Origin of the sequence: Saccharopolyspora terrae, from assembly GCF_004348435.1 — a bacterium.
GTDB lineage: Bacteria > Actinomycetota > Actinomycetes > Mycobacteriales > Pseudonocardiaceae > Saccharopolyspora > Saccharopolyspora endophytica.
Map to the genome: position 1 here is coordinate 184,911 of NZ_SMKS01000003.1, position 25,172 is coordinate 210,082.

At 71.8% G+C, this 25,172-nt stretch carries 25 protein-coding genes; 10 read left to right on the top strand and 15 right to left on the bottom strand.

Annotated elements, in window-relative coordinates:
• Positions 1-54: 54 nt before the first annotated feature.
• The 6 genes from E1181_RS03770 to E1181_RS03795 form a co-directional block, all read right to left on the bottom strand.
• Entirely contained in the window at positions 55-978 is a 924-nt protein-coding gene (locus tag E1181_RS03770) for a cation diffusion facilitator family transporter (RefSeq protein ID WP_132672457.1), read from the bottom strand.
• 76 nt (positions 979-1,054) lie between these two features.
• Positions 1,055-2,332: a mannose-6-phosphate isomerase, class I gene (manA, locus tag E1181_RS03775; RefSeq protein ID WP_132672458.1), complete on the bottom strand. Its 1,278-nt coding sequence runs from the start codon at positions 2,330-2,332 to the stop codon at positions 1,055-1,057.
• Between the two features lie 106 nt (positions 2,333-2,438).
• The gene (locus E1181_RS03780; protein WP_132672459.1) at positions 2,439-3,518 is read right to left on the bottom strand and encodes an SIS domain-containing protein; all 1,080 of its coding nucleotides are present in this window, start codon (positions 3,516-3,518) and stop codon (positions 2,439-2,441) included.
• 7 nt (positions 3,519-3,525) lie between these two features.
• Positions 3,526-3,741 carry a Trm112 family protein gene (locus E1181_RS03785; RefSeq protein WP_165939659.1) on the bottom strand — a complete coding sequence of 72 codons (216 nt, stop codon included), beginning with the start codon at positions 3,739-3,741 and terminating at the stop codon, positions 3,526-3,528.
• Between the two features lie 58 nt (positions 3,742-3,799).
• Complete coding sequence (locus E1181_RS03790) at positions 3,800-5,149, bottom strand: phosphomannomutase/phosphoglucomutase (RefSeq protein WP_132672460.1); 1,350 nt, start codon at positions 5,147-5,149, stop codon at positions 3,800-3,802.
• Between the two features lie 104 nt (positions 5,150-5,253).
• Positions 5,254-5,613, bottom strand: coding sequence for a DUF3499 domain-containing protein (locus E1181_RS03795; RefSeq protein ID WP_207918411.1), 360 nt, complete (start codon positions 5,611-5,613; stop codon positions 5,254-5,256).
• A gap of 205 nt (positions 5,614-5,818) precedes the next feature.
• Between E1181_RS03795 and E1181_RS03800 the strand changes: the two genes are divergently transcribed.
• Positions 5,819-6,292: a metallopeptidase family protein gene (locus E1181_RS03800; RefSeq protein ID WP_207922001.1), complete on the top strand. Its 474-nt coding sequence runs from the start codon at positions 5,819-5,821 to the stop codon at positions 6,290-6,292.
• On the opposite strand, the gene E1181_RS03805 is transcribed toward E1181_RS03800, so the two are convergent.
• Together E1181_RS03805 and E1181_RS03810 are read right to left on the bottom strand one after the other, a co-directional pair.
• Positions 6,276-8,306, bottom strand: coding sequence for a hypothetical protein (locus tag E1181_RS03805; RefSeq protein WP_132672461.1), 2,031 nt, complete (start codon positions 8,304-8,306; stop codon positions 6,276-6,278). The two genes, E1181_RS03800 and E1181_RS03805, sit on opposite strands and share 17 nt — an antisense overlap.
• A gap of 173 nt (positions 8,307-8,479) precedes the next feature.
• Positions 8,480-8,707, bottom strand: coding sequence for a WhiB family transcriptional regulator (locus tag E1181_RS03810; protein WP_145744635.1), 228 nt, complete (start codon positions 8,705-8,707; stop codon positions 8,480-8,482).
• A gap of 597 nt (positions 8,708-9,304) precedes the next feature.
• Between E1181_RS03810 and E1181_RS03815 the strand changes: the two genes are divergently transcribed.
• From E1181_RS03815 to E1181_RS03830, 4 genes are all read left to right on the top strand, one after another.
• Positions 9,305-10,063, top strand: a complete 759-nt coding sequence (locus E1181_RS03815) for a site-2 protease family protein (protein WP_132672463.1) — start codon at positions 9,305-9,307, stop codon at positions 10,061-10,063.
• Between the two features lie 66 nt (positions 10,064-10,129).
• Positions 10,130-11,119 carry a 2-phospho-L-lactate transferase gene (gene cofD / locus E1181_RS03820; RefSeq protein WP_132672464.1) on the top strand — a complete coding sequence of 330 codons (990 nt, stop codon included), beginning with the start codon at positions 10,130-10,132 and terminating at the stop codon, positions 11,117-11,119.
• Complete coding sequence (locus tag E1181_RS03825; protein ID WP_132672465.1) at positions 11,116-12,465, top strand: coenzyme F420-0:L-glutamate ligase; 1,350 nt, start codon at positions 11,116-11,118, stop codon at positions 12,463-12,465. Before cofD ends, E1181_RS03825 begins: the two co-directional genes overlap by 4 nt.
• Positions 12,462-12,995 carry an NUDIX hydrolase gene (locus E1181_RS03830; protein WP_132672466.1) on the top strand — a complete coding sequence of 178 codons (534 nt, stop codon included), beginning with the start codon at positions 12,462-12,464 and terminating at the stop codon, positions 12,993-12,995. The genes E1181_RS03825 and E1181_RS03830 overlap by 4 nt, the downstream gene beginning before the upstream one ends.
• Positions 12,996-13,028: 33 nt before the next feature.
• On the opposite strand, the gene E1181_RS03835 is transcribed toward E1181_RS03830, so the two are convergent.
• From E1181_RS03835 to manB, 4 genes are read right to left on the bottom strand one after another with little or no spacing between them, the layout of a single operon-like run.
• Positions 13,029-13,427 (bottom strand): type II toxin-antitoxin system VapC family toxin, encoded by a 399-nt coding sequence (locus tag E1181_RS03835; protein WP_132672467.1) that lies wholly within the window; start codon positions 13,425-13,427, stop codon positions 13,029-13,031.
• Entirely contained in the window at positions 13,424-13,681 is a 258-nt protein-coding gene (locus E1181_RS03840) for a FitA-like ribbon-helix-helix domain-containing protein (protein WP_132672468.1), read from the bottom strand. The genes E1181_RS03835 and E1181_RS03840 overlap by 4 nt, the downstream gene beginning before the upstream one ends.
• Positions 13,682-13,713: 32 nt before the next feature.
• The gene (locus E1181_RS03845; RefSeq protein WP_132672469.1) at positions 13,714-14,622 is read right to left on the bottom strand and encodes a DNA-3-methyladenine glycosylase family protein; all 909 of its coding nucleotides are present in this window, start codon (positions 14,620-14,622) and stop codon (positions 13,714-13,716) included.
• Between the two features lie 5 nt (positions 14,623-14,627).
• Positions 14,628-15,728 (bottom strand): mannose-1-phosphate guanylyltransferase, encoded by a 1,101-nt coding sequence (manB, locus tag E1181_RS03850; protein WP_132672470.1) that lies wholly within the window; start codon positions 15,726-15,728, stop codon positions 14,628-14,630.
• Positions 15,729-15,912: 184 nt separating this feature from the next.
• Here manB and E1181_RS03855 point away from each other — a divergent pair, with 184 nt between their 5' ends.
• On the top strand, positions 15,913-16,281 hold the full coding sequence (locus E1181_RS03855; RefSeq protein WP_132672471.1) for a hypothetical protein: 369 nt from the start codon (positions 15,913-15,915) through the stop codon (positions 16,279-16,281).
• A 4-nt stretch (positions 16,282-16,285) separates the two neighbouring features.
• On the opposite strand, the gene E1181_RS03860 is transcribed toward E1181_RS03855, so the two are convergent.
• The 3 genes from E1181_RS03860 to E1181_RS03870 all read right to left on the bottom strand — a co-directional run bounded on the left by E1181_RS03860 (position 16,286) and on the right by E1181_RS03870 (position 19,575).
• Entirely contained in the window at positions 16,286-17,146 is an 861-nt protein-coding gene (locus E1181_RS03860) for a glycosyltransferase family 2 protein (protein WP_132672472.1), read from the bottom strand.
• A 36-nt stretch (positions 17,147-17,182) separates the two neighbouring features.
• Entirely contained in the window at positions 17,183-18,310 is a 1,128-nt protein-coding gene (locus E1181_RS03865) for a glycosyltransferase family 4 protein (protein WP_165944511.1), read from the bottom strand.
• Between the two features lie 173 nt (positions 18,311-18,483).
• Complete coding sequence (locus tag E1181_RS03870; RefSeq protein ID WP_132672474.1) at positions 18,484-19,575, bottom strand: glycosyltransferase family 4 protein; 1,092 nt, start codon at positions 19,573-19,575, stop codon at positions 18,484-18,486.
• A 56-nt stretch (positions 19,576-19,631) separates the two neighbouring features.
• Here E1181_RS03870 and E1181_RS03875 point away from each other — a divergent pair, with 56 nt between their 5' ends.
• From E1181_RS03875 to E1181_RS03890, 4 genes are read left to right on the top strand one after another with little or no spacing between them, the layout of a single operon-like run.
• Entirely contained in the window at positions 19,632-20,552 is a 921-nt protein-coding gene (locus E1181_RS03875; RefSeq protein ID WP_132672475.1) for a glycosyltransferase family 2 protein, read from the top strand.
• A gap of 56 nt (positions 20,553-20,608) precedes the next feature.
• Entirely contained in the window at positions 20,609-22,486 is a 1,878-nt protein-coding gene (locus E1181_RS03880; RefSeq protein ID WP_132672476.1) for a beta-ketoacyl synthase N-terminal-like domain-containing protein, read from the top strand.
• Positions 22,483-23,925, top strand: a complete 1,443-nt coding sequence (locus E1181_RS03885) for an AMP-binding protein (protein ID WP_132672477.1) — start codon at positions 22,483-22,485, stop codon at positions 23,923-23,925. The genes E1181_RS03880 and E1181_RS03885 overlap by 4 nt, the downstream gene beginning before the upstream one ends.
• A 3-nt stretch (positions 23,926-23,928) precedes the next feature.
• Positions 23,929-25,131, top strand: coding sequence for an NAD(P)/FAD-dependent oxidoreductase (locus E1181_RS03890; protein WP_235876032.1), 1,203 nt, complete (start codon positions 23,929-23,931; stop codon positions 25,129-25,131).
• Positions 25,132-25,172: the final 41 nt, after the last annotated feature.

A 25,172-nucleotide genomic window follows, 5' to 3' on the forward strand; every position in this document is an offset into this window, starting at 1 on the left:
AGTGTTCGCCATAGTTTTCGTTAACCCGTTGTGATGACAAGATGGTGTCTTGTGTCAGGCCGTGGTCGTTCGGCCACGGTCGAGGTCCGGTTCCAGGTAGATCAGACGAGCCGCCGGAACGTTCGCTCGGATCCGCTTTTCAGCACCATCGATCTCGGCGGCGACTTCCGCAACCGAGAGCGATTCGGTGAAGCAGATCTTCGCGGCGATCAGCAGCTCGTCGGGCCCGAGGTACTGGGTGCGGATGTGGATGACGCGCTCCACGCGCTCGGACTCCACCTGGCCGACGATCTCGTCGAGCAGGTCGCGGCTCGCGCCCTCGCCGATGAGCAGGCTCTTGGTCTCCACGATCAGCACCACCGCGATCACGCCGAGCAGCACGCCGATGCACACGGTGCCGATGCCGTCGAAGATCGCGTTGCCGGTCAGCACCGTCAGACCGACACCGCCGAGCGCCAGCACCAGGCCGACGAGCGCGCCGAGGTCCTCCAGCAGCACCACCGGGAGCTCGGGGGTCTTGGACTGGCGGATGAACTGCCACCAGCTCAGCTCGCCCTTGATCGCGCGCGATTCGGTGATGGCGGTCCGGAAGCTGTAGGTCTCCAGGCCGATCGCGATCACCAGGATGAGCACCGCCACCCACGCCGACTCCAGCGGCTCCGGGTGCTCGATCTTGTGGACGCCCTCGTAGAGCGCGAACACCGAACCCAGGGTGAACAGCATCAGCGCCACGACGAACGAGTAGAAGTACCGGTCCCGGCCGTAGCCGAACGGGTGCTCCTCGGAGGCCTTGCGCTGCGAGGTCTTCTGACCGAGCAGGAGCAGCCCCTGGTTCGAGGTGTCGGCGAGAGAGTGCACCGACTCCGCCAGCATCGACGACGAACCGGTGAACAGGAATCCACCGAACTTGGCCACCGCGATTCCCGCGTTGGCGGCCAATGCGGCGAGGATGGCCTTGGTCCCGCCCCCTGCTGACACGTTCTCCTCCTGCGATCCGGCTGCGATGTCGGGAGGAATCTACCGGGTGTCCGGCTCGATCAGGGGCGGAGTGAACCTAACCGTTGTGCGAGATCGCTCTCGAGAAGGACCCGGCCGCGGCGCGGAAGACCTGGGCCTGTCCGTCCGGATCCAGTTCGGCCGGGCGGACTTCCACCGCCGGATCGCTCGCGGCGAGCCACACCGAGTGGCCGCGGTGCAGGACCAGTTCGCGCGGCAGCGAACCGTTGCCCGGACGACCACTGGTCAGGCGGACGCTCCCCTTGGTGCACAGCAGTATCTGCGGACCGGGCGAATCCAGGTGGACGGTTCCGGACTCGGCCGGTGTCCAGTCCAACCGGGACAGCTCGAACTCGTCGGCCGGAGTGCGGTAGGCGGTGAGGTTGGCGTCCAGCGACTCGCCCTTGAGGACCCGCATGTCCCCGCACGAGAAGTCCAGGACCTTCAGCAGTTCCGGCACGTCCACGTGCTTGGGCGTCAGGCCGCAGCGCAGGATGTTGTCCGAGTTGGCGAGGATCTCGATGCCGGTGCCGTGCAGGTAGGCGTGCAGGTTGCCCGCCGGCAGGAAGATCGCCTCGCCCGGCTGCAGCACGATCCGGTTCAGCAGCAGGCTCGCCAGCACTCCCGCGTCGTGCGGGTACGCCTCCCCCAGCTCCAGCACCGTGCGGCACTCCAGGGCGAACTCACCGCGCTCCCTGACGTGCGCGATGCAGGCGTCCAGCAGCTCCGGCAGCACATCGCGCAGGTAGTGCTCGGGCAACGTGATCCAGGTCGTGAACAGCGCGCGCAGACCGCTGGCGTCCGGTTGCGCGGCCAGCAGCTCGCGGTGCGCGCGCAGGCTGGGCACGTCGAGCGCGTCGAGCAGCCGGACGGTGCGCTGCGCCTCGCGGAACCCGGCGAGCGCGTGGAACTCGGTGAGCGCGCAGATCAGCTCGGGCTTGGCCGTCGGGTCCGGGTAGTTGCGGTTGGGAGCGTTGCGCGCGATCCCGGCCCGCTCCTCCCGGGAGAAGCCCTCGGCGGCCTGCTCGGCGGAGGGGTGGGCCTGCAGGCTCAGCGGCTCGTCGGCGGCGAGGACCTTCATCAGGAACGGCAGCCGGCCGCCCCAGCGGCGCACGCACTCGTCGCCCAGGTGGTGCGAGGGTTCGGAGTCCAGCAGCGACAGCAGCGACACCTCGTCCCCGTCGGGTCGCAGCACCCGGGAGGGGTCACCGGGGTGAGCGCCCATCCACAGCTCTGCTTCCGGGTGCGGGGTGGGGACGGGCCGACCGAGCAGATCCGCAATAGCGGTGCGCGAGCCCCAGGCGTAGGGGCGCACCGCGTTTCGCAGTAGCTCCACAGTCGTTCTCGCTTCCTCGTTCTCGCGCTTGCTCGTCCGGCCAAGCACACCTCGCCGGGCGGGCGTGCGGCATCGGGGAGATCCCGGGTTCTCGGTGCGGCTCGCCTCAGCTCATGGCCAGGGCCGGCCAGCCCGGGCCGTTGAGGGTGCCCGCGGCCAGGCCCAGGTACACGGCGGCCAGGTCGAACCGGGCGGCCAGGACCGCTGCGCGCAGCAGCGGGTCGGCGCGCACCGTGTCCCCCGGTACGACCACGTCGGCACCGGGCAGGTCCCGCGCAGCGGACCGTTCGAACACCTCCCCCTGGTCGTTGTGGCGCGTGCTGATCAGCAAGGCCCTCAGCTGCGCCCCCGGCTCGTCCTCGGGGTCGGCGAAGATGTCGGCCTCGGAGCCGGCGGAAGCGGCGGCGCGGTGCAGCGCGCGCTGCACGACCGCGTGCGGGTACTCGGCGACGTGAGCGGGAACACCCGCGTGCGCGCCGAGCGCGAACGCACCGTGACCGGCCACGGCGGCGGCGATGGGACACAGGCCCCACAGCAGCGGGGTGCGGTCGGCCATCCGCAGCGCGAGCGACTTGGCCGGGTTGCTCAGCGACTCGTGTCCGGGGTGGGCGCGCTCGGCCTCCCGGTCGAGCTCCTCGGCGAGCTCGTCGGTGTCGAAGTCCAGCAGGCCCAGGGCGCGGAAGGTGCTGATCCCGGCGGCGAAGACGTAGGCGAAGGCGAGCGCGGGCGGCACCGGCACGCGCGGCACCAGGGTCTTCGCGCGGCCCGCGCCTGCGGCGGCGACGGGACCTTCGGAGGGCACCGCGAGCACGACGCTGGCGCTGCGGCGGCAGGCGGTGGCCACGGATTCGGCGAGCGCGACATCACCGACGTCGTCGGTGTGGGCGAACACGACGTCCAGCGCACCCACCCAGGACGGCAGCTCGTCGGAGATCACCACCGGGACCGGGCAGCGGGCTCCGGTCAGAGCGACCAGCAGGTTCGCCACGCTCGTGGACACGCCGGGCCTGGTCAGCAGCACGACCGCGCGCGGGCGGCCGTCGGCCAGCTCGTCGAGGCCGGCTTCGGCCGCGGTTTCGGCGGTAGCGCGCACCTGCGCGCCGGAGAGCGCGGCCAACCTCAGCAGGCCGCCGGAATCGACGTCGGCCAGCCTGGCCGGGTCGTCGAGGAGACTGTCGTCCAGCACCGGCGCTTCACCCCTCCCCGGCGCCGCCGGGAGACCCGCCCCCGACGGCCTCTTCCAGCAACAGCACCGGAATGCCGTCCCGCACCGGGAAACCGCGGCCGCAGGAAGCGCAGGTCAGGTAGTCGGCCTGCGCGTCGTCGGCCAAGCCGGGCCGCAGCGCGCCGTGCTGCTCGCACGGGCAGGCCAGGATCTCCAGCAACTGCGCTTCCAGGTCAACGGCCACGATTTCCTCCCCAACTCGCGCGCTTCGGCGAGTGTCGCTCATCAGTGTCGACGCCGGTTCATCCGCGGATGACCGCGAGCACCTCGTCGCGCAGCGCGGTCATGGCCTCAGTGTCCCTCGCCTCGACGTTGAGCCGGAGCAGCGGTTCGGTGTTGGACGGGCGCAGGTTGAACCACGATCCGTCCGACAGCTCCACGGTAAGCCCGTCGAGCTCGTCGACAGAAGCGCCATTCCGGTCACCGAAGGTGTCGGCGACGGCGCGCAAGCGGGCCTGCTGGTCGTCGACCGTGGAGTTGATCTCGCCGCTGGCCTCGTAGCGGGAGTAGTCGGCCATGAGCTCCGACAGCGGCGCGTCCTGGCCTCCGAGGGCGGCCAGCACGTGCAGCGCGGCCAGCATCCCGGAATCGGCGCGCCAGAAGTCGCGGAAGTAGTAGTGCGCGGAGTGCTCACCGCCGAAGATGGCCCCGGTCTCGGCCATCGTCTGCTTGATGAACGAGTGGCCGACGCGGGTGCGCACCGGCTTGCCGCCGAGCTCGGAGACGATCTCCGGCACGACCTTGGAGGTGATCAGGTTGTGGATGATCGTCCCGCCGGGCTCCTTGGCCAGCTCGCGGGCGGCGACCAGCGCGGTGATCGCGCTCGGGGTGACCGGTTCGGCGCGCTCGTCGACCACGAAGCAGCGGTCGGCGTCGCCGTCGAAGGCCAGACCCGCGTCCGCTCCGACCTCGCGGACCTTGGCCTGCAGGTCGACGATGTTGGCCGGGTCCAGCGGGTTGGCCTCGTGGTTCGGGAAGGAGCCGTCGAGCTCGAAGTACATCGGCACGAGTTCGACCGGCAGGTCGGCGAACACGGTGGGCACGGTGTGCCCGCCCATGCCGTTGCCGGCGTCGACGACGATCTTGAGCGGGCGGATGTCGCGCAGCTTCACCAGGTCGAGCAAGTAGGCCGAGTACTCGGCGACCATGTCGCGCTGGCTGGTCGACCCCTTGGCGCCGAGGAACTCCGGCACCCCGTGACCGACCAGTTCGCGGATCTCGGACAGGCCGCTGTCCTGGCCGACGGGCGCCGCGCCCGCGCGGCAGAGCTTGATGCCGTTGTACTGGGCCGGGTTGTGGCTGGCGGTGAACATCGCGCCCGGCAGCTCCAGCTTGCCGGAGGCGAAGTAGAGCATGTCGGTGCTGGCCAGCCCGATGTTGATGACGTCGACGCCCTGGCCGGTGACGCCTTCGGCGAACGCCTGCGCCAAGCCGGGCGAGGAGTCCCGCATGTCATGGCCGATCACCACGGCCGGTCCGCCGACCAGTCTGGTGAACGCCGCTCCGATCTCCCGCACGACGTCGGCATCGATGCCTTCGCCGACCACTCCGCGGATGTCGTAAGCCTTGACGATCCCCGACAGGTCCCGCACGCTGCACCCTCCCCGGTTCCCAACCAACGTGGTTGGCAGCCTACCGGCGATCGGCACGTCGTTGGCAGCATCCGGTTTGACCAGAGCTGTTCGTCACGATCTGTTCACTCGTCCACGGGGTCGGGCAGCGCCCGCAGATGCGCGCGGCGACCTGCTCCCGGGGCGCTGACCTGCGGTTCCACCGGCCTGTCCGGTCTGCCCGCTTCGCGCACGGCCTCGGCCAGCGCGGTCAGGTCGTCATCCGACGGGGTCGGTGGCGCGAACTCGCCTTCGTGCCGGACGACCTCCCAGCCGTTGGGAACGGTGAGCCGCAGCGCGTGCGCCTCGCACAGGTCGTAGCTGTGCGGCTCGGCATAGGTGGCCAGCGGTCCGACGACCGCGGTCGAGTCCGCATAGGCATAAGTGAGCGTGGCGACGGCCGGGTTGACACACCCGGTCCGCGAGCACCGCCTCACGCTCCGCACGCCACGCACGATAGCGCCTCCTGTCCACCTCGCGGCGCAGGCACGCGGAATCTCTTTCACGAGCCACGCCGAACACCAGTTTCCACCCTGCCTCCCGCCTAGTTGAGGGGGTGTCTGCTTTCGGCGAACAGGCGGTCGCGATCACCACCGGAAATCCCCGTGCGGGTTGTCCCGGCCCGGGTTGCCGAGGGCGTACCCTCAGCCCGTGGTGACCGCACGTGGATCTCGGCGTCGAACCCGCTACCGGCGGGATCGGCGCGGCCGTGGCCTGCGCGGACCGCTGTACCCCTCCTCGGTCCCGGTCTCGCGCAGCCGTTCGCAGCGCTTCGACGCGCTGGTGCTGGAAGCGCTGGAACCCATCGAGCAGCGCTGGCACGCCGAACTGACCCAGCTCGATGTGGCCGTCGACGAGGTACCGGAGATCAGCAACACCGCTCCGGAGAAGGTGACCTGGGACGACGACGTGGTCGTCGACGCCAACGTCCCGCTCGCCAGGCTCGTCCCGGCAGGCGTGGACAAGCGCGGCCTGCCCACGCGCGCCCGCATCGTGCTCTACCGCAGACCGCTGGAAGCCCGCGCTCGCGACGGCACGGACATGGCCGACCTGCTGCACGACGTCCTCGTCGAGCAGGTCGCGACCTACCTGGGCCTGGACCCGGACGTCATCGAGGGGCAGTGACGCCCTTGCGGCGCCTCCCCGGGATCGCCGCGATCACCGTGAACAGCACCACCGCCGCCTGCACCACCAGCAGCGTGGTGCGCGGGAGCTCGGTGTAGCCGACCTGGACCTCGGCGGTCTGCTGCGGCAGCGGCACGGCGACCTGGTGGCCCCAGGCGGTGGCCAGCGGGACGCGCTTGCCGTTGACGGTGGCGTACCAGCCGGGCTCGTTCTCGGCGCCGAGCACCAGCGCGCGCCCGGTCCCGCCCTCGGAGATCCGCACGGTGAACGACGGCAGCTCGGCGTCCACCGGCAGCGGGCGCGCTTCCGGGGCCGGGCCGGGTTCGGTCTGGGCCTGCCTGGACAGGTCGGGGCCGACGAGCTTCACCGGCGTCGCGGGCAGCAGCAGCCGCAGCTCGCGGCCGGGGCCGGTGAGGCGGCCGTCGTCGACGACCATGTCGTAGGCGAGTTCGGGCAGCCGCGAGTCCGCCGGGACGATCACGTGGTCGGCGCCGCGGGCGGCGACGGCGGCCAGCGCTCGGCGGACCCGTGCGCTGTCGTCGCTGCGCAGGTCCTCGTCGACCTGGCGCAGCCAGTCGGCGGCGGTGCCCGCCGGGGCGAGGTCGTCGTCGCCGAAGCGCGGACCGCTGCCGGTGATCAGCCGGGCGGGTTGCGGTCCCGGCTCCAGCACCAACCGGGTGCCGGTCGCGGGAGCGTCCTGGTGGACCCGCAGCGGGCCCGAAGCGCTGCCGATCGCCGAGGCACCGCCCAGCGCGAGCAGCCCGACCGCCAGCACCGGCGCGGTGATCTTCCAGTTCAGCGCGGGCATCTTCGCGAACAGCACGATCCCGGCGCATCCGGCGGCGACCAGCACCAGCGGGCCGCCCGTCCAGCCGGGGCTCGCGACGCCGCCGGTGAGCGGTTCGGTGGACACCGTCCCGATGACGACGGCCGCCAACCAGCCGAGCAGGGCGACTCCGGCACCGGCCAGCATCCGGGCGTCCCAGCAGATCGCCAGCGCCAGGATCGCGGCCAGCACCAGCAGCACGCCGAGCGCGCCCACCGCCGAGCCGTCCGGGCTGAGCGTGGCCAGCAGCACCGACGCGGGCTGCTCGACGAGGCGGGCGCCGAGCCCGTGCACCAGGACCTCGGGGTGGTTGAGCAGCAGCACCGGCCACGGCAGCAGGCAGGCCACCGACAGCAGCACGAGCGCGACGAGTCCGGCGGCGCGGCGGCGTCCGCGCAGGCCGTTGCCGGGGACGAGCACGTGCGCGAGCAGCGCCAGCACGATCAGCGACAGGTGCACCGCGGGCGCGAAGGCGCCGAGGACGGCGAGGCCGAACGCGGTGAGGCCGGCGGTGCCGAGCCACTGGGCGTCGGAGCGGCGGATGACCGCGGCGATCCCGGCCAGCAGCGGCGGAACCAGCACGTGCGCGACGACGACGTCGAGCCGTCCCTGCCCGGCCGAGATCGCGGCGGCCGGCAGCAGCGCGTAGGCGCCGGCGACCAGGGCGCGGCGCAGCGGGGAGGCGTCGATCGCGCTGGTGGCGAGGTACGCGCTCAGCCCGGCGAGCGGCACGCCGAAGAGCATCAGCGCGGCGACCACGACCGACGGTCCACCTAGGACGGATCCCAGCAGCGCCAGCACGACCAGCGAGGGCGACGCGGGCGAACCGGTGCCACCGCCGACGGCGTGCCACGCGCTGAGGTAGTCGCTCCAGGTGGTGGCCAGATCAGCGGTCGGCAACAACCGGCCGCCGGCCAGGGTTCCGCCGAACCGGTTCGCGATCAGCGCGTTGACGAGCGCGAAAACGACGAGAACGGCGGTCATCGCGGTTCCGGGCGAGCGCAGCGCCGACAGCGCCCGCTCGCGCGGTGAGCGGCGGACCGGCTCCGGGGTTTCCTCGGTGGCCGGGGCGTCGTCCGCGGACTCGCGTGGTGACGGCGTCGGCTGCTCGGTCTGCTCGCTTCGCTCGAAGACGAAGCGGCGCAACGACTTCAGGCCCTGCAACCGCGACTTCGACGGCTCGTCCACCCGCGCTGGTCCTCCCGCTCGTCCGAACCACTACGGCCCGAACGGTAATGCACGCGGAACGTCCAGCGGACTGGGTGTGACGACCTCTCGTTGCCTTCGCGGAGCGGACGCGACGGACGTGAAGACCACTTTCGCGGCTCGCACCGCTTCGGGGCGAGCGCGGAAACAGCCGGTCAGACCGCGCGGCGCTTGAGCTTGCGGCGCTCGCGTTCTGACAGACCGCCCCAGATGCCGAAGCGCTCGTCGTGCTGCAGCGCGTATTCCAGGCATTCGGAGCGGACCTCGCAGCCGGCGCAGATGCGCTTGGCCTCGCGAGTGGATCCGCCCTTCTCCGGGAAGAACGCTTCTGGATCGGTTTGCGCGCACAGCGCGCGCTCCTGCCACTCCTGCTCTTCTTCCATCTCGAAGAGCTCGGCCAGCGCGTCGAACTCCGCGACCGTTGCGGTGGCGGTGGCGTCCCCGCGCTCCGCGAGACGGCTATCTCCTGATTCCCACATGACTCCCCCGATTTCTCCCCGTTATCCCGCCGGCCCTCCCCAGGACCGGAACAGGACGCACTCCTGCTCGCAGGTTTCCGGTCCCGATGCCGGGACCAGAACGCATCGACGGCGATGCCGTCGCCGACCGCTCACACCGCCGCCCTCTCACTGCCGGCGACGTGCCGATCGACCTCGTGTCCGGCCGGGTTCTCCCGCTCCCGGCCGACCGCCGAAATGACCACCGCGCCGCAGCGAGGTGTTCGGTTTCAGCAGCGAATGACACTGCTGTGATTACACCCGTGTAGCTCCTTGCGGTCAAGCCGGGACCATCCGTAGGGGGACATCCGGATCTGCGGATCCCCAGGTCCGGCCGCCCCAACCAGACCCGCGCGTTCAGCACAGGGCCAGTGGTCCGTACGGCGCATCGCGCTGCGCCAAGATCATTAATACCACCCCCGATCGATCACCGCTGTCCGAAACCGATCAACACGCGCACGGCGAGTCGTGGAGACTTGGACCGTGACTACCTCCGCCGCGCGGGTCAGCCCGCTGTTCCTCGGCATCGTCGCCGTCACCGCGCTCGGCGGTGTTCTGACGACGTTCACCAACACCACCGCCCTGACCAGTGGCGTCATCCTGCTGGTGCTGGGCGGCTGGGCGGTTTCGCTGTGCCTGCACGAGTTCGGGCACGCGGCCACCGCCTACCGCGGTGGTGACTGGTCGGTGCGCTCGAAGGGCTACCTGACGCTGGACCCGCGCCGCTACACCGATCCAGTGCTGAGCATCATCCTGCCGTTGATCTTCGTGGCCATCGGCGGCATCCCCCTCCCCGGCGGCGCGGTGTGGATCAACCACGGCGCGCTGCGGGGCCGCAGGGTCGAGTCGATGGTCTCGCTGGCGGGACCACTGACGAACCTCGTGCTGGGTCTGATCCTGACGACGATCATCGCCCTGGTCCCGATGCCGATCGGGCTGACGGCCGGACTGTCCTACCTGGCCTTCCTGCAGGTGATCGCCTTCGTGCTCAACATCCTGCCGGTTCCCGGTCTCGACGGGTACGGCGCGATCGAGCCGTGGCTGTCGGCGCCGGCGCGGCGGTTCGGCGAGAAGGCCAGGCCGTGGGCTCCGCTCGTGCTGTTCCTGCTGCTGATCGGTGTTCCGCTGGTGGGCAGCTGGTTCTTCGAGCTCGCCTACTTCGTGTTCGACCTGGTCGGCGGGGACTCCGCGATGACCTCGCTGGGGCAGACCTTCTTCCGGAGCATCTTCGGCGGCCTCTGAGTCCACTGACCGGGAGCGTCCGGGTTCACAGACCTCGCCGGGGAGGGGCGTGCGAGGATCGGTGGTGTGAAGGTCGTAGTTCTGGTCGGCGGCGTCGGTGGCGCCCGTTTCCTGCTCGGAGTCAAGGCGGCGCTCGGGCTGCCCGCCATCGGCGAGGCGGAGAGTTCCGAACACGAGATCACCGCGGTGGTCAACGTGGGCGACGACGTGTGGATGCACGGGTTGCGGGTCTGTCCTGACCTCGACACCTGCATGTACACGCTCGCCGACGGCATCGACACCGCCAAGGGCTGGGGCCGGGTCGACGAGACCTGGTCGGTCAAGGAGGAGCTCGCGGCCTACGGCGCGGGGCCGACCTGGTTCGGCCTCGGCGACCGCGACATCGCCACCCACCTCGTGCGCTCCCGGATGCTGCGCGCGGGCTACTCGCTGTCGGCGGTGACCGAGGCGCTGTGCGACCGCTGGCGGCCGGGGGTTCGGCTGCTGCCGGTCACCGACGACAGGGTCGAGACGCACGTGGCGATCGACGACCCGGACACCGGTGAGAGCCGGGCGGTGCACTTCCAGGAGTGGTGGGTGCGCTACCGCTCCGAGCCGGAGGCGCACGCGATCGTGCCGGTCGGCGCCGACGAGGCCAAGCCGACCCCCGAGGTGCTGGACGCGATCGCGCAGGCCGACGTGGTGCTGCTGGCCCCGTCGAACCCGGTGGTGAGCATCGGAACGCTGCTGGCGGTGCCCGGTTTCCGCACCGCGCTGCGCGAGACGAAGGCCGCCGTGGTGGGCCTGTCGCCGATCATCGGCGGCAAGCCGCTGCGCGGGATGGCCGACGCGTGCTTGAGCGCGATCGGCGTGGAGACCTCGGCGGAGGCCGTCGGCCGCCACTACGGCGCGCGCGGCGACGCCGAGGGAATCCTGGACGGATGGTTGGTGCACAGCGACGACACCGCCGACGTGCCCGGCGTGACGGTGCGCTCGGTGCCGCTGCTGATGTCCGATGTGGACGCCACCGCCGCGATGGCGCGGGCGGCGTTCGACCTCGCTTCGGAGAAGGCATGACACCCAGGGATCACGCGGCGACCGGGGGCTTGCAGCTGTTCGCGGTGACGGGGTTGCCGGAGTTCGTCGAGGGGGACGACCTGGCGGCGTCGATCTCGGCGGCCGCTCCCTGGTTGAGCGGCGGTGACGTCCTCGTCGTCACGAGCAAGATCGTGTCGAAGGTCGAGGGCCGGATGATCACCGCGCCCGAGGACCCCGAAGAGCGCGACGCGCTGCGGCGCGAGCTGGTGCTGTCGGAGGCCACGTCGGTGCTGGCCCGCAAGGGCCGGACGCTGATCACGCAGAACAAGCTCGGCATCGTGCAGGCCGCGTCCGGCGTGGACGCCTCGAACGTCGCGCAGGACCAGATCGCGCTGCTCCCGGAAGACCCGGACGCCTCCGCGCGCCGGTTGCGGGACGGCATCGCCGCGCGGCTCGGCGTGCAGGTCGCCGTGGTGGTGACCGACACGATGGGCCGGGCCTGGCGGGTCGGTCAGACCGATGCGGCCATCGGCTCCGCCGGGCTGGCCGTGCTGCACCGCTACGCGGGCAGCACGGACGCGCAGGGCAACGAGCTGGCCGTCACCGAGGTCGCGATCGCCGACGAGATCGCCGGTGCGGCGGACCTGGTCAAGGGCAAGCTCGGCGGCATCCCGGTCGCCGTGGTGCGCGGACTGACCACTGTGGACGACGGTTCGACGGCGCGAGACCTCGCCCGGCCGGTCGAGGAGGACCTCTTCCACCTGGGAACGGCCGAGGCGATCGCGCGGGGACGGCGGGAAGCCGTGCTGGTGCGCCGCTCGGTGCGCGAGTTCGCCGACACCCCGGTGGCGGAGGAATCGCTGCGGCGCGCGGTCGGGGCGGCGCTGACCGCTCCCGCTCCGCACCACACGCGCCCGGTGCGCTTCGTGTGGCTGCGCGATCGGCCGCTGCGGGTCAAGCTGCTCGACGCGATGCGCACCGCGTGGCTGGAGGACCTGCGCGGCGACGGGTTGTCCGAGCAGGCAGCCCAGCGCCGGGTCAACCGCGGGAACCTGCTCTACGCGGCGCCGGAAGTGGTGCTGCCGTTCCTGGTCCGCGAGGGCGCCCACACCTACCCGGACGAGGCGCGATCGGACGCCGAGCGGCAGATGTTCACCGTCGCGGGCGGCGCCGCGGTGCAGGGACTCCTGGTGTCGCTCGCCGCCGAGGAGCTCGGCTCCTGCTGGGTCTCCTCGACGATGTTCTGCGCCGACGTGGTCCGCAAAGCCCTGGACCTGCCGGAGAACTGGGAGCCCCTCGGCGCCGTCGCGGTCGGCCACCCGGCGACCCCGGCCGAGGGCCCGCGACCGCCGCGCGACCTCGACGACGGATTGGTGGAGCTGTGAGCGGACCGCACGCGGACGCGACGCGGGTGCTGGGCGATTGGCGCCCGGTCGACCCGCAGCAAGAAGCCCTGCGCCAGGCATTCCTCACGCTGCTCGACGCCCGCGAGGACGCCTGCCTGCGCGCCTGCGAGCCCGGGCACGTCACGGCCTCGGCGGTGCTGCTGGACTCGGCGGGCGACAACGTGCTGCTCACCCTGCACCCCCGCGTGGGCCGGTGGCTGCAGCTGGGCGGGCACTGCGAGCCGGAGGACGACACCCTCACCGGTGCGGCGCTGCGCGAGGCCACCGAGGAGTCCGGGATGACCGGTCTGGTGGTCGATCCGGAGCCGGTGCACCTCGACGTCCACCCGATCACCTGCTCGCTCGGCAAGCCGACCCGGCACTTCGACGTCCGCTACGTCGTCCGCGCCCCGGCCGGCGCCGAACCCACCCGCAGCGATGAATCCCTCGACCTGCGCTGGTGGCCCCTGACGACCCCGCCGGAGAACACCGACCTCGGCCCGCTGCTCACCGCGGCGATGGCCGGCTGACTCCGTTCGAACGCTTGCGGGGCCAAGGCCGAGTCACTGCACCAACCGGAGTTCACATCGAATCCCCGGGGCAGCGGCCAGCCGCTTGTCACCCGTGACGAGGGGCAGTTCGTTCAGCTCCGCTACGGCAACATACGCAGCGTCGTAAGAGGAAAGGTTGTGACGCAGTTCCCAGACCCTTCCCCTGACCGCCGCGGTGAACGGGAGTTCCTGGATGAACGTCGCCGCCCACCTGCCGAGGACGTCTTCCGCGTGCATCGCAGAGATCTTTCCGCCCGCGACCAGACCCCGCAGCACGCTGAGCATCTCGACTGGCTGATGCGGGGGCGCTGCCCAGCTAGTGTGCGTCCCGAGGAGTTTCCGGACCTGAGGCCCGCTGTGGTTCGCTCCGAGGAAGAACGAGACCAGGGTGGAAGTGTCGACGACGATCACGCAACACCCGCCCGACCATCGCCCCCTGGAGCCTCACCACGGGCAGCGCGGACCGCATCAACGATCTCGTCCATGCTCAACAACCCGCCACCAACAGGCTCCATGTCCGCCAGTTCAGCGTTGCGCGAGAACCGCGCCTCACGCTCCAGCACAGCCAGCAGGTAGGCCTGCAAGGACTGACCGCTCCGCTTTGCGGCCCGGGTGAGCAACTCTCTTACTTCTTCGGGAACGTTGCGAATCGTCAGAACAGCCATGACTTCATTATAGAGTCATAATGCAGTCATGGCTAGAACGCCCGGTAGTCGCGCACGGGGAAGCGCGGGGCGTAGCGGGGGCGGTGGACGCCTGCCGCGGCGAGGTAGCGGACCGCTCTGTGGCGGTGGCCTTCGTAGGGGCTCAGCGCTCGGAGCATCCCCTCGTCGTCGAGGGGCCGGCCGACCAGGGCGGTGCCGACGATCGTGGGCAGGTGGAAGTCACCCACGCTGACCGCGTCGGGGTCACCCCAGGCGCGCTGCGCGACCTCGGCCGCCGTCCAGGGGCCGATGCCGGGGATCTTCTGCAGGAGGTCCCGGCCCGCCTCACCGCGGAGGACCACGGCCTTCTCCAGGCTGCGCGCCGACGAGGCCGCCGCGAGCAGGGTGCGGCGACGGGCTCCGTCGATGCCCGCGCGATGCCACTCCCAGTCCCGGATCTCGCGGACCTGCCGCGGATCGGGCGCCGTCCACAGCTTCTCCACCGGCCCGGGTGCGGGGTGGCCGAAGCGGCGGCACAGCTCCCGCCACGAGCGCCACGCCTCCCGGTTGGTGACCTTCTGCTCCAGGATCGCGGCGACGAGAACGTCCCACACCCGGCCCGACGAGCACAGCCGCATGCCCGACGCCGCCCGCACCCCTCGCGTCACGACGTCGTGAGCGGGGGCGAACCCGCTGTCGTCGTCGGAGGCGCCGAGCAGGTCGGGAACTCCCGCCAGCACCGCTTCGGCTCCCGGGCCCCACGCGGATGCGCGAACGGTTCCCCCGCTCGCACGACGCAGGCGCAGCGTCGCGGGGCCGTCGGTGGTGGTGCTGGCCCACCACAGCTCGCCCGGCTCGACGCGGGTCGTCGGGTCACCGCTGCCGCGCCGCAGCGGCGACAGGACGCGGACCAGGTCCAGCGGGTAGTCGTGGTGCCAGTCACGGGTGAGGGGTTCGTTCATATCGCTCAATCCGCCGAGAACCGTACTCCGTTCGGCGGAAGCTCGACGCCGGGCCAGATCCGGATCCCGGCCAGCAGCTCGCAGTCGGCACCGACCGTCGCGCCGTCACCGATCACCACGTCGCGCAGCACGGCCCCCGCACCGACCCGCGCACCGGCTCCCACCACGCAGCGCTCCACGACCGCGCCGTCCTCGACCGTCACGCCCTCGAAGAGCACCGAGGCGCTGACGTGGGCGTGGGAACCGATCTCGCAGTTCTCCCCCACGGTGCTGCCCGCGTCGACGACCGCGTCCTCGGCGACCTTCGCTCCGGTGAGCACCAGCGCCTGCCCGGTCGGGCCGGGCAGCGCGTCGGACGGGGCGTTGCCCAGGACGAGGTCCGCGCTGCCGCGCACGAACGCGGCAGGGGTTCCCATGTCCAGCCAGTACGACGCGTCGACGTAGCCCTGCACGCGGGCTCCGGAGGCGAGCAGTTCGGGGAAGGTCTCGCGCTCGACCGACACCGGTCTGCCGTTGGGGATGCTGTCGATCACCTCTCTTCGGAAGACGTAGCAACCCGCGTTGATCTGGTCGACCGGCGGGTTCTCGGTCTTCTCCAGGAAGTCGGTGACCCGCCCGTCCGCGTTGGTGGGCACGCAGCCGAAGCGGCGCGGATCGTCGACCTTCACCAGGTGCAGGGTGACGTCGGCCGCCGTGTCGCGGTGGGTGTCGAGGAGCTCGGCGAGGTCGACGCCGGAGAGGATGTCGCCGTTGAACACCAGCACGTCGTCGGCGGTGAGCCGGTCGGCGACGTTGCGGATGGCTCCCGCGGTGTCCAGCGGTTCGGACTCCACCACGTACTCGATGTGCAGGCCGAGGTCGGATCCGTCACCGAAGTGCTCCTCGAAGACCTCCGCCTTGTAGGAGGTGCCGAGGACCACGTGCTCGATGCCGATCGCGCGGATCCGGGACAGCAGGTGGCGCAGGAACGGCACCCCGGCGGTCGGCAACATCGGCTTCGGTGCGGACAGGGTCAAAGGCCGGAGCCGGACCCCCCGACCGCCCACCAGCACGACCGCTTCCGCCTTCGGGCGCGGTTCGGCCGGGGTCTGCGCATCCGCGGACATCGGCGTCGTCCTCCTCTACCTGACCTAGATCAATGACGAAAACCCATTGGGGGGAATACTCTGGCAGTGGCAACGGCATAATGACACTGGGCCCGTGCCCGATGGACGTGCCCGGTTCAACGCCACACCTGGTTTTGTGCCAGGTTCGGCACCACCGACTGCGAACGACTGAGAGGGCATCCACATGGACCCGCGCCTCCGAGCCGACGAAGCACTTGCTCGCGCGCGGGCACGCGGCGCGTTCGTCGTCACACCGGACAACGCCACGTCACCGATGGACGCGGCGAACACCGTGCGGATCCCGCGCGACATCGTCAACAGCGCGGGCGCGGACACCGACACGAACATGCTGCCCGCCGCAGGTCAGCAGATGCAGGCGCAGCAGCAGCCGCAGTTCCCGACCGCCGACCCGCACACCGGGTGGCCGACCGAGGACTACGGGCAACCGCAGCAGCACGGCATGCCGCCCAACCCGTACCAGTCGCAGCGCGGTCCGAACGAGTTCGGACCGCTCGGGTCGCAGCCCACCCAGCAGTACCCGCAGCAGTACTAGGCGATCAGCGCGCCTGGATCTTGGCGCGCGCGGTCAGGCCGAGCTTCAGCGCGAGGCGCAGCGGCGCCCACTTCAGGCCCTGGTACCGGTCGGCGAGGTAGCGGTAGGCGGAGCGGTGGTGCTCGGTGAGCATCCGCTTGGACACCTGCGAGGTCGAGGCACCGCCGATGTGCATGATCTCGGCGTCCGGCACGTAGACGTTGAGCCAGCCGGCCTTGCCCAGCCGGTCGCCGAGGTCGACGTCCTCGAAGTACATGAAGTAGCGCGGGTCGAACCCGTCGATGGAGTCGAACGCCTCGCGCCGCATCAGCAGGCACGATCCCGACAGCCACCCGGCGGTGCGTTCACCGCTGCCGGAGTCCGACTGGCGGTAGGCGCGCGACCACGGGTTGCCGGGCCAGATCTTGACGAACAGCGCGTGCCCGACACCGCGACCGATCGACGGCAACAGCCGAGCCGACGGGTAGACCTCGCCGGTGGGCTCGGTGATCAGCGGGCCGAAAGCACCACCGCGCGGCCAGCGCCCGGCCGCCGCGATCAGCTCGTCGAGGGATCCCGCGCCCCACTCCAGGTCGGGGTTGGCGATGACCACCCAGCCGTACTCCGGACCGAGCGCGGCGACGCCGCGGTTGGCTCCCCCGCCGTACCCGAGGTTGCCGCCGGTCGGCACGAATTCGACGTTCGCGTGCTGCTGCGCGGCCTGCTGCGGCGCGCCGTCCTGCGAACCGTTGTCCGCGAGGATCACGCGGACCGGGCGCTCGGTGGCCTTGTCCAGCGTGTCGATGAAGCGCTGCAACGTTTCGCCGGGCGAGTAGGTCACGGTGACGACGGCGAGCTCGTCGCCGTAGGTGCGCGCGTTGGTCACGCCGTCACATTCTGCTGCAACGCGGTCGCCACCGGATCAGCGGGTGCTGGCGTGGTGGGCGCGGGCGTAGGCCTCGCGGTGCTGGGTCGCGCAGGCGCCCCAGGTGAACTCCTTGGCCCGCAGCTGCGCGGCAGCGGCCAGGGCCGAGCGGCGAGCCGGGTCGTCGAGAAGTTCGCGCAGGCCGGCGGCGATGTCGGTGGGCCGGACGCCGCAGTAGGCGACGGCGTCACCGCCCACCTCCGGCAGGCTCAGCCTGCGGGTGGTCAGCACCGGTGCACCGCAGGCCATCGCTTCCAGGACCGGCAGCCCGAAGCCCTCGCCGAGACTCGGGTAGGCCACCAGCCGCGCACCGCCGAGGAATCCGGCGAGCTCGCCGAACGGCAGGTACCCGGCCCTGATCACCCGGATCCGGTGCGGCACCGATTCCAGCGCCCGCTCGACCTTGGTGTCCCAGCCGGGCTGCCCGGCGAGCACCAGCGCGGGGGCCTCGTCGCGGCGTCCCCGGCATGCCTGGGTGAAGGCCCGGATGAGCGCGGGGACGTTCTTGCGCGGTTCGAGGGCACCGAGGAACGCGACGTAGGGCTGGTCGAAGAGGTTCAGGCGGTCGCGGACGACCTCGATCTCCTCGGGCGTCGGCGGGTGGAACCGGTCCGGGTCGACGCCGTGGTAGCTGACCGCCATGCGGTTGCGGTCCGCTCCGACGGTGCGCGCGAGCTCGGCGGCGGTGGCCTGGCTGGGCACCACGCAGATCTCGGCGCGGCGCAGCGCGGCCCGCGTCCACGCCCGGAAGAAGCGGGCCTTGACCGGCGAGTGCACGCGGCGGTTGGTGAAGAACGTGGCGTCGTGCAGGGTCACCACCGACGCGGCGGGGTTGGCCAGCGGCGTCGTGTAGTGCGGCGAGTGCAGCACGTCGACGCCGAGCCTGTTGACCAGCACCGGCAGCGTCGTCTGCTCCCACGTCAACCGCGCGGTCCGGGTCGCGACCGCCTCGGCGGCCGGGACGATCCGCGAGTTCGGCGCGAGGGTCGCGTAGAGAGCGGCGTCGCGCGGCTGGCACACCACGGTGACCCGCGCGCCGTCCGAATCCAGGGCGGCGAGCAGGGAATCGACGTACCGCCCGACGCCGCCTCGGTCCGCGGGGACCGCGGTGGCGTCGATCAGAATGTGCGGTTCACCTCTGTGCACCAGGAAAGAGTACGGCGAAGGTTCACGGCTTCGTGCCCAGTACGTGAAAAATGTGGGAGCGAGGGGCAGCCGCTGTGAGCAAGGGAACCTTTCGGTCACCGTTCGCCGGCTCGCAACCTGATCGTCGGTCCGGGTGGGAGGAGGGAAACCTCTCAGCCACCGACGAGGTCGCGGTGCAGTTCCCAGATGTCGAGGGCCGCTCGTTCCCAGGTGAACTCGGCCGCCCTGCGGGGCCCTGCGGCGGCGAGGTCGGTTCTGCGCTGCGGGTCGTCGGCGATGCGGCGCAACGCGGCCGCCATCGCGGGCGGGTCGGCTCGGGGGACTTCCACTCCCGCACCGCCGGCGACCTCCGACAGCGCTGGGGCGTCGGAGTGGACGACGGGGAGGCCGAGCGCCATCGCTTCGATCAGCGGCAGGCCGAAGCCCTCGGCGAGGCTCGGCGCGACCAGGGCCGTGGCGCCGCGCAGCAGCGCGGAGAGCTCGCCGTCGGTGACGTCGGTGAGCACCCGCAGGCGGCGGTACCCGGTGTCGGCCGCGAGCGCGGGGAGGTCGAGGTCTCCCCAGCCGGGGCGGCCGACGATCAGCAGCGGGATGTCGGGAGCGTTCGGTTCGGCGAGGGCGCGGATGAGGTGCTGGTAGCCCTTGCGCGGCTCGATGGTGCCGATGGCCAGCAGGTACTCCGGCGGGAGGTCGAGTCGGGTGGCGGGTGCGGGTTCGGCCAGCAGAGCGGGTGTCACGCCCTCCGGGACCACCCGGGGTTCGGAGCTGAGCGGAACTCGACCGGCCAGGTCTTCGGCGACGGCGCGGGTGGGCACCACCAGGGCGTTCGCGTGACCGGCGGCTCTGGTGATCGTGCGCCGGTGCCAGGCGACTCCGCGCGGGGTGAGGGTTTCCGGGTGGGTCCAGGGGACGGTGTCGTGCACGGTGACGACCAGGCCGCGCCCGCGACGACGGGGCGGGGCGAGCGGTGTCATCGCGTGCACCGTGTCGCCGCCCGGCCACAGCGGCACGCCGCGTTCCCACGCGGCGATCAGCGCACGTCGCGGCAGCGGCAGCACGCGGGGGCCCGCGACGCCGGGGACGCGGGCCTGCTCGGGATCGCCGCTGCGGCTGATCGCACCGGTCACCGTCCAGCCGTCGGGTGCGGTGGCGGCGAGGGCGCGCAGCAGTTCCCGGGTGTAGCGGCCGGTGCCGCCGCGGACCGGGGCCAGCAGCTGCTCGGCGATGGCAACCAGCTCGGGCACGCGCTCAGCTTCGCACGCGCTGGAAACCCGCCGATGCGTGACGCTAGGTTTCCCCGGTGATATCAGACGGGGTGCGCACCACGGTCATCGTGATCACGTGGCGCGGCCGGGCCCACATCGACGCCTGCCTGGAGGCGCTGGCCGCGCAGTCGCGTCCGCACCGGACGCTGGTGGTGGACAACGCCTCCGACGACGGCACGGCCGAACTGCTCGCCGCCCGTCCCGAGATCGAGGTGCTGCGGCTGCCGCGCAACGTCGGCTACGCGGGCGGCCTGGCCGCAGCGCTGCCCGAGGTCGACACGCCCTTCGTCGCCTGGCTCAACGACGACGCCGCCCCGTCCGCGGACTGGCTGGAGGTGGTGGAGGGGAACCTTTCTGCCACCGCGACGGCCGCGGCGGCCACGTCCGTGCTGCGGACGCCGGACGGCGGTGTGCAGTCGACGGGGGTGCGGCTGACCGCTGACGGGCACGGCGCGGACGCCACCGGGACCGGCGCGGTCTTCGGTTTCTGCGGCGGGGCGGCGTTGCTGCGCACCGACGTGCTGCGCGAGGTGGGAGGGGTTCCGGCCGACTTCTTCTGCTACTACGAGGACACCGACACCGCGTGGCGGCTGCGGCTGGCGGGTTTCGACGTGGTGGGCACGGAGGCGACCGCCACGCACCTGCACGGGGCCAGCACCCGGCCCGGTTCGGCGCTGTTCCACCGCTGGAACGAGGGGAACCGCCTGCTTACCCTGCTGCGCTGCGCGCCCACCGGGGTCGCGGTCCGCGAAGTGGCGAGGTTCGCGGCCATCACGCTGCTCCTGCCGTGGCGCGATCTGCCCCATCGCCCGCCGAACCTGCGGGCCGGTCTGCGACTGCGGGTGTTGGTGAAGGTCTCCTCGCTGCTGCCCGCGACGCTGCGCGCCCGTCGCCGGATCGGCCGGATGGCGCGGGTTTCCCGCCGCGAGGTGTGGGAGGCCTGGGCGGGCCGGTGAGCGGACGTCAGTGCTGTGCAAGGCGGTTGTAAGCGGCCTGCGCACACTTCGGGGGCATGACTACGACTGGAGTTCACCAGCGCTCGATCGCCATCGTGGGGATGTCCTGCCGGCTTCCCGGGGCGACCGATCCCGACGGGCTGTGGGAACTTTTGTGCGGCGGCGTCGACGCGACCGCGCACACCCCCGCTGACCGCTACGACGCGGCGGCCCTGCGTTCTTCCGGGCCCGGCGGTCTCGCCGGTTGCCGGGCCGGGTTCGTCGACGGAATCGCCGATTTCGACGCCGACTTCTTCGGCATGTCCGCGGCCGAGGCAACCTCGCTCGATCCTCAGCAGCGGCTGCTGCTGATGTGCGCGTGGGAGGCGTTCGAGGACGCCGGAATCGTCCCGGAGCGGTTGCGCGGATCCCGAACCGGCGTGTTCGTGGGCAACTCCCGGGCCGATTTCCTCGAATCCGCCCTCCAGCAGGGCCTTTCCTCCGCCACGGCGACGCAGCTGGGAAACGTTCGCTCACTGCTGCCCGCGAGGGTCTCCCACTTCTTCGACCTGCGCGGTCCGAGCGTCGTGGTCGACACCGCGTGCTCGTCGGCGTTGACGGCGGTGCACCAGGCGGTGCAGAGCCTGCGGTCCGGGGAGATCCCGGCGGCGGTGGTCGCGGGGGTGAACCTGCCGCTGCGGCCCGACGAGGCCGTGATGATGTCGCACGCCGGGGCCATGTCGGCGGACGGACGCAGCCGGTTCGGCAGCGCCGACGCCGACGGTCACGCGCCTTCCGACGCGGTCGCGGTGGTGGTGCTCAAGCCGTGGGAAGCGGCGCTGGCAGACGGAGATCGGGTGCGCGCGGTGATCGCCGGCAGCGCGGTGGGCAACGACGGTCGCAGCAGCGACTCGGTGCTCAACCCGTCGCTGGACGGGCAGCTGGACGTGCTGCGCTGGGCCTACCGGGACGCGCGCGTGGAGCCTTCGGAGGTGGACTTCGTGGAGGCGCACGGGTCCGGCTCACCGCTGCTGGATCCGCTGGAGCTGACCGCGCTGGGCCGGTTCATGGGAACCTCCCGATCACCGGACCGGCCGCTGCTGGTCGGCTCGGCGAAGTCCAACCTCGGGCACGCCGAGGCCGCCGGCGGTCTGGTCGGGCTGATCAAGGCCGCGTTGTGCCTGGAGAACGGCAAGGTGCCCGCGAGCCTGCACGCCGGGCTTCCACGCACCGACGTGGACTGGTCGGGCCTGTCGATCCCGCAGGTGCTCACCGACATCCCCTCGCGCGCGATCGCGGGGGTGTCCGCGCAGGGGTCGTCGGCGCTCAACGCCCACGTGGTGCTGCGCAGCGCCGAGCACGAACCGCGCACGCCGGACGACGGAACGCGCTGGCCGCTGGTGCTGTCCGCGCGCACTCCGGAAGCGCTGGCGGACCTCACCCGCGCCTACGTCGAGCACCTGTCGGGTTCGGGCGCGGAGTTCCCGGTGCGCGACATCTGCCGCAGCGCGGCGTTGCGCCGCACCCGCTTCGAGCACCGCGCGGTGGCGATCGGTGCGACGCACCGGGAGCTCGTCGAGTCGCTGACCACCGACAGCACGCCGGAGCTGGACCGGTTCCTCGGTTCCGAAGCGGTGGACCGGGACGGGCTGTTCGGGCCCGGACGTCACGTGCCGCTGCCGACGTACCCGTGGCAGACGCGCCGCTTGTGGCCGGGCGAGGAGCCGGCCGGTGACGATCCGGCGGAGTGGTTGCTGGGCAAGCACGCGCGCACCGCGTTCGCCCAGGATTCCGCGCTGGCCGACATCGGCATCGATTCGCTGGCGAAGCTGCAGCTGCTGGTGGAGGTGCAGCAGCGCACCGGGCGCGAGGTCGATCCGGAGGAGCTGGCGGCGCTGCGCACCGTGCGGGACCTGTGCCGCTGGGCGAGAGATCTGACGGAGGTTCGGCGATGAACGTCTTCACGTGGTTCGAGCGGGCCGCCGCCCAGTTCCCCGACGAGGCGGCACTGGAGGTCGACGGGGCCAGCCTGACCTACGCGGAGCTGCGCGAACTGGTCGAGCGGCTGGCGGCGCGCCTGCACGGCGCCGGTGCCCCGCAGCGGGTCGGGTTGCTGGCCAACCGCTCGGTGCTCGCCTGCGCCGGCTACCTGGCGGTGCTGCGCGCCGGTGCGACGGTGGTGCCCTTGAACCCGCAGCACCCGCCGGAGCGCATCCGCGAACTGGTGGCCAAGGCCGGTGTCGAGCTGGTGCTCACCGAGGAGTCCGGGGCTCGGGGTGAGTGGAAGGTTCCCGTGCTGCGCGCCGGGAGGGACGAGCCCTTCGGGCGGGCGCGGGAGGTGCCCGTCGGACCCGACGACATCGCCTACGTCATCTGCACGTCGGGGTCGACGGGGACGCCGAAGGCGGTGCCGATCTCGCACGGCAACCTCGACGCGTACCTGACGGAGGTCGCCGCGCGGTACGGGATCGGGCCGGGCAGCCGGGTTTCGGGGAACTTCGAGCTGACCTTCGACGGTTCGGTGCACGACATGTTCGTCACCCTCGGCCAGGGCGGGACCCTGGTGGTGCCGCGCGCGGGAGCGTTGCTGTCACCGGTGCGCGCGGTCAACGCGCTGCGGTTGACGCACTGGTTCTCGGTGCCGTCGCTGATCTCCTTCGCGGAGCGGCTCGGCACGCTGCGGCCGGGGGCGATGCCGACGTTGCGGTGCAGCATCTTCGGCGGTGAGGCGGTGCCGATGGAGGCGTTGCGGAGCTGGAAGCGAGCGGCGCCGAACAGCGATGTCGAGGTGCTCTACGGGCCGACGGAGCTGACGATCGCCTGCACCGGCCACCGGTTGCCGCGCGAGGTGTCGGAGTGGCCGAGCACGCCGAACGGGGTCGCTCCGATCGGAGAGTGCTTCCCCTCGCTGGAGTTCCGGGTGCTGGATCCCACCGGCAGGCCTGCGGCGCGCGGCGAGTTGTGCGTGCGCGGGCCGCAGCGGTTCGCGGGTTACCTCGATCCCGCCGACGACGCGGGCCGTTTCGCGCCGGGCGGCTGGTACCGGACCGGGGATCTGGTGACGGTCGCCGACGGTGTGCTGCTGCACCTGGGTCGCACCGATCAGCAGGTGAAGGTGCGCGGGCATCGCATCGAGCTCGGCGAGGTCGAGGCCGCGTTGCGCGCGCTGCCGGGGGTGAAGGACGCGATCGTGCTGGCGGTGCCGACCGATGGCGAACCGGAGTTGGTGGCGGCCGTCGGGGGCGACTGCGATCCCGACGCGCTGCAGGCGGGTCTGCGGGACCGGCTGCCGTCGTACATGCTGCCGCGCCGGATCACGGTGCTGGACCGACTTCCGCTCAACGCCAACGGCAAGCTCGACCGCCGGGCGCTGCGCACCGAACTCGAACTGTGAGGGATGATGTTCGACGCGATCGTCGTGGGTGCCCGCTGCGCGGGGTCGCCCACCGCAATGCTGCTGGCCCGCGCGGGCCACCGGGTGCTGCTGCTGGAGCGCGGGACGTTCCCCTCAGACACCGTGTCCACCCACGTCATTCACCAGCCGGGCGTGGCCGCGCTGGCGCGGTGGGGGTTGTTGGACGAGTTGCGCGCCACCGGTTGCCCGCCGCTGCGGCACGCCCGCTACCAGGTCTCCGACGTGCGGCTGGCCGGGTGCGGGCGGGGCGTGGCCGGGCAGCGCGCGGGGTACGCGCCGCGCCGCTTCGTGCTGGACGAGCTGCTGGCGCGGTCGGCCGTGGCGGCGGGCGCTGAGTTGCGGGAGAAGTGCCGGGTCACCGGGTTGCTGCGGGACGACAGCGGCCGGGTGGTGGGGGTGCGCGGCGAGCACCGGGGCGTGGAGTTCACCGAGCGCGCGTCGCTGGTGGTCGGCGCGGACGGGATGCGCTCGTCGGTGGCCGCGCACGCCGGTGCCGGGTTCACGACCTGGGACGAGCGGTTGACCTGCGCCTACTACTCGTACTGGACGGGTGTGCCCGCGGATCTGGAGATCTACGAGTCGCCGGGCAGTTGGGTGGCGGCCACGCCCACGCACGGGCACGCGACGCTGGTGCTGACCTACTTCCCGCAGTCGCGGTTCCGCTCGGTGCGCGCCGACGCGCAGCGCGCCCACCTCGACCGCGTCCGGGAGACCGCACCTGAGCTGCACGAGCGCTTGCAGGGCGGGGAGCAGGTGGAGCGGTTGCGGGGGTCGGGTGATCAGCAGAACTTCTTCCGCGAGGCGGCCGGTCCGGGTTGGGTGCTGGTGGGCGATGCCGGGCACCACAAGGACTCGATCACCGCGCGCGGGATCAGCGACGCGTTCATCCAGGCCGAGTCGCTGGCCAGGCACATCAGCGGATTCCTCGATTCGCCGGCGAGGCTGGACGCGGCGTTGCGGGGGTTCGCGGCCGAGCGCGACAGCACCTCGGCCTCGGGTTACGCGGCGACGCTGTCGGTGGCGCGGATGACGCCGCCGAACGAGCAGCGGCTGGATCTGCTGCGCGCGATCCAGCAGGACGAGGAGCTGACGTCGATCTACTTCGACGCCTTCGCCGGCGCCGCCGACATCACGGCGCTGTACACCCCGAGGCTCCGGGAGCTGCTCAGCCGGGGACCGAGGTGAGGACAGGGGCGGTTCGTGGTCCGAACCGGCCATGATCGATG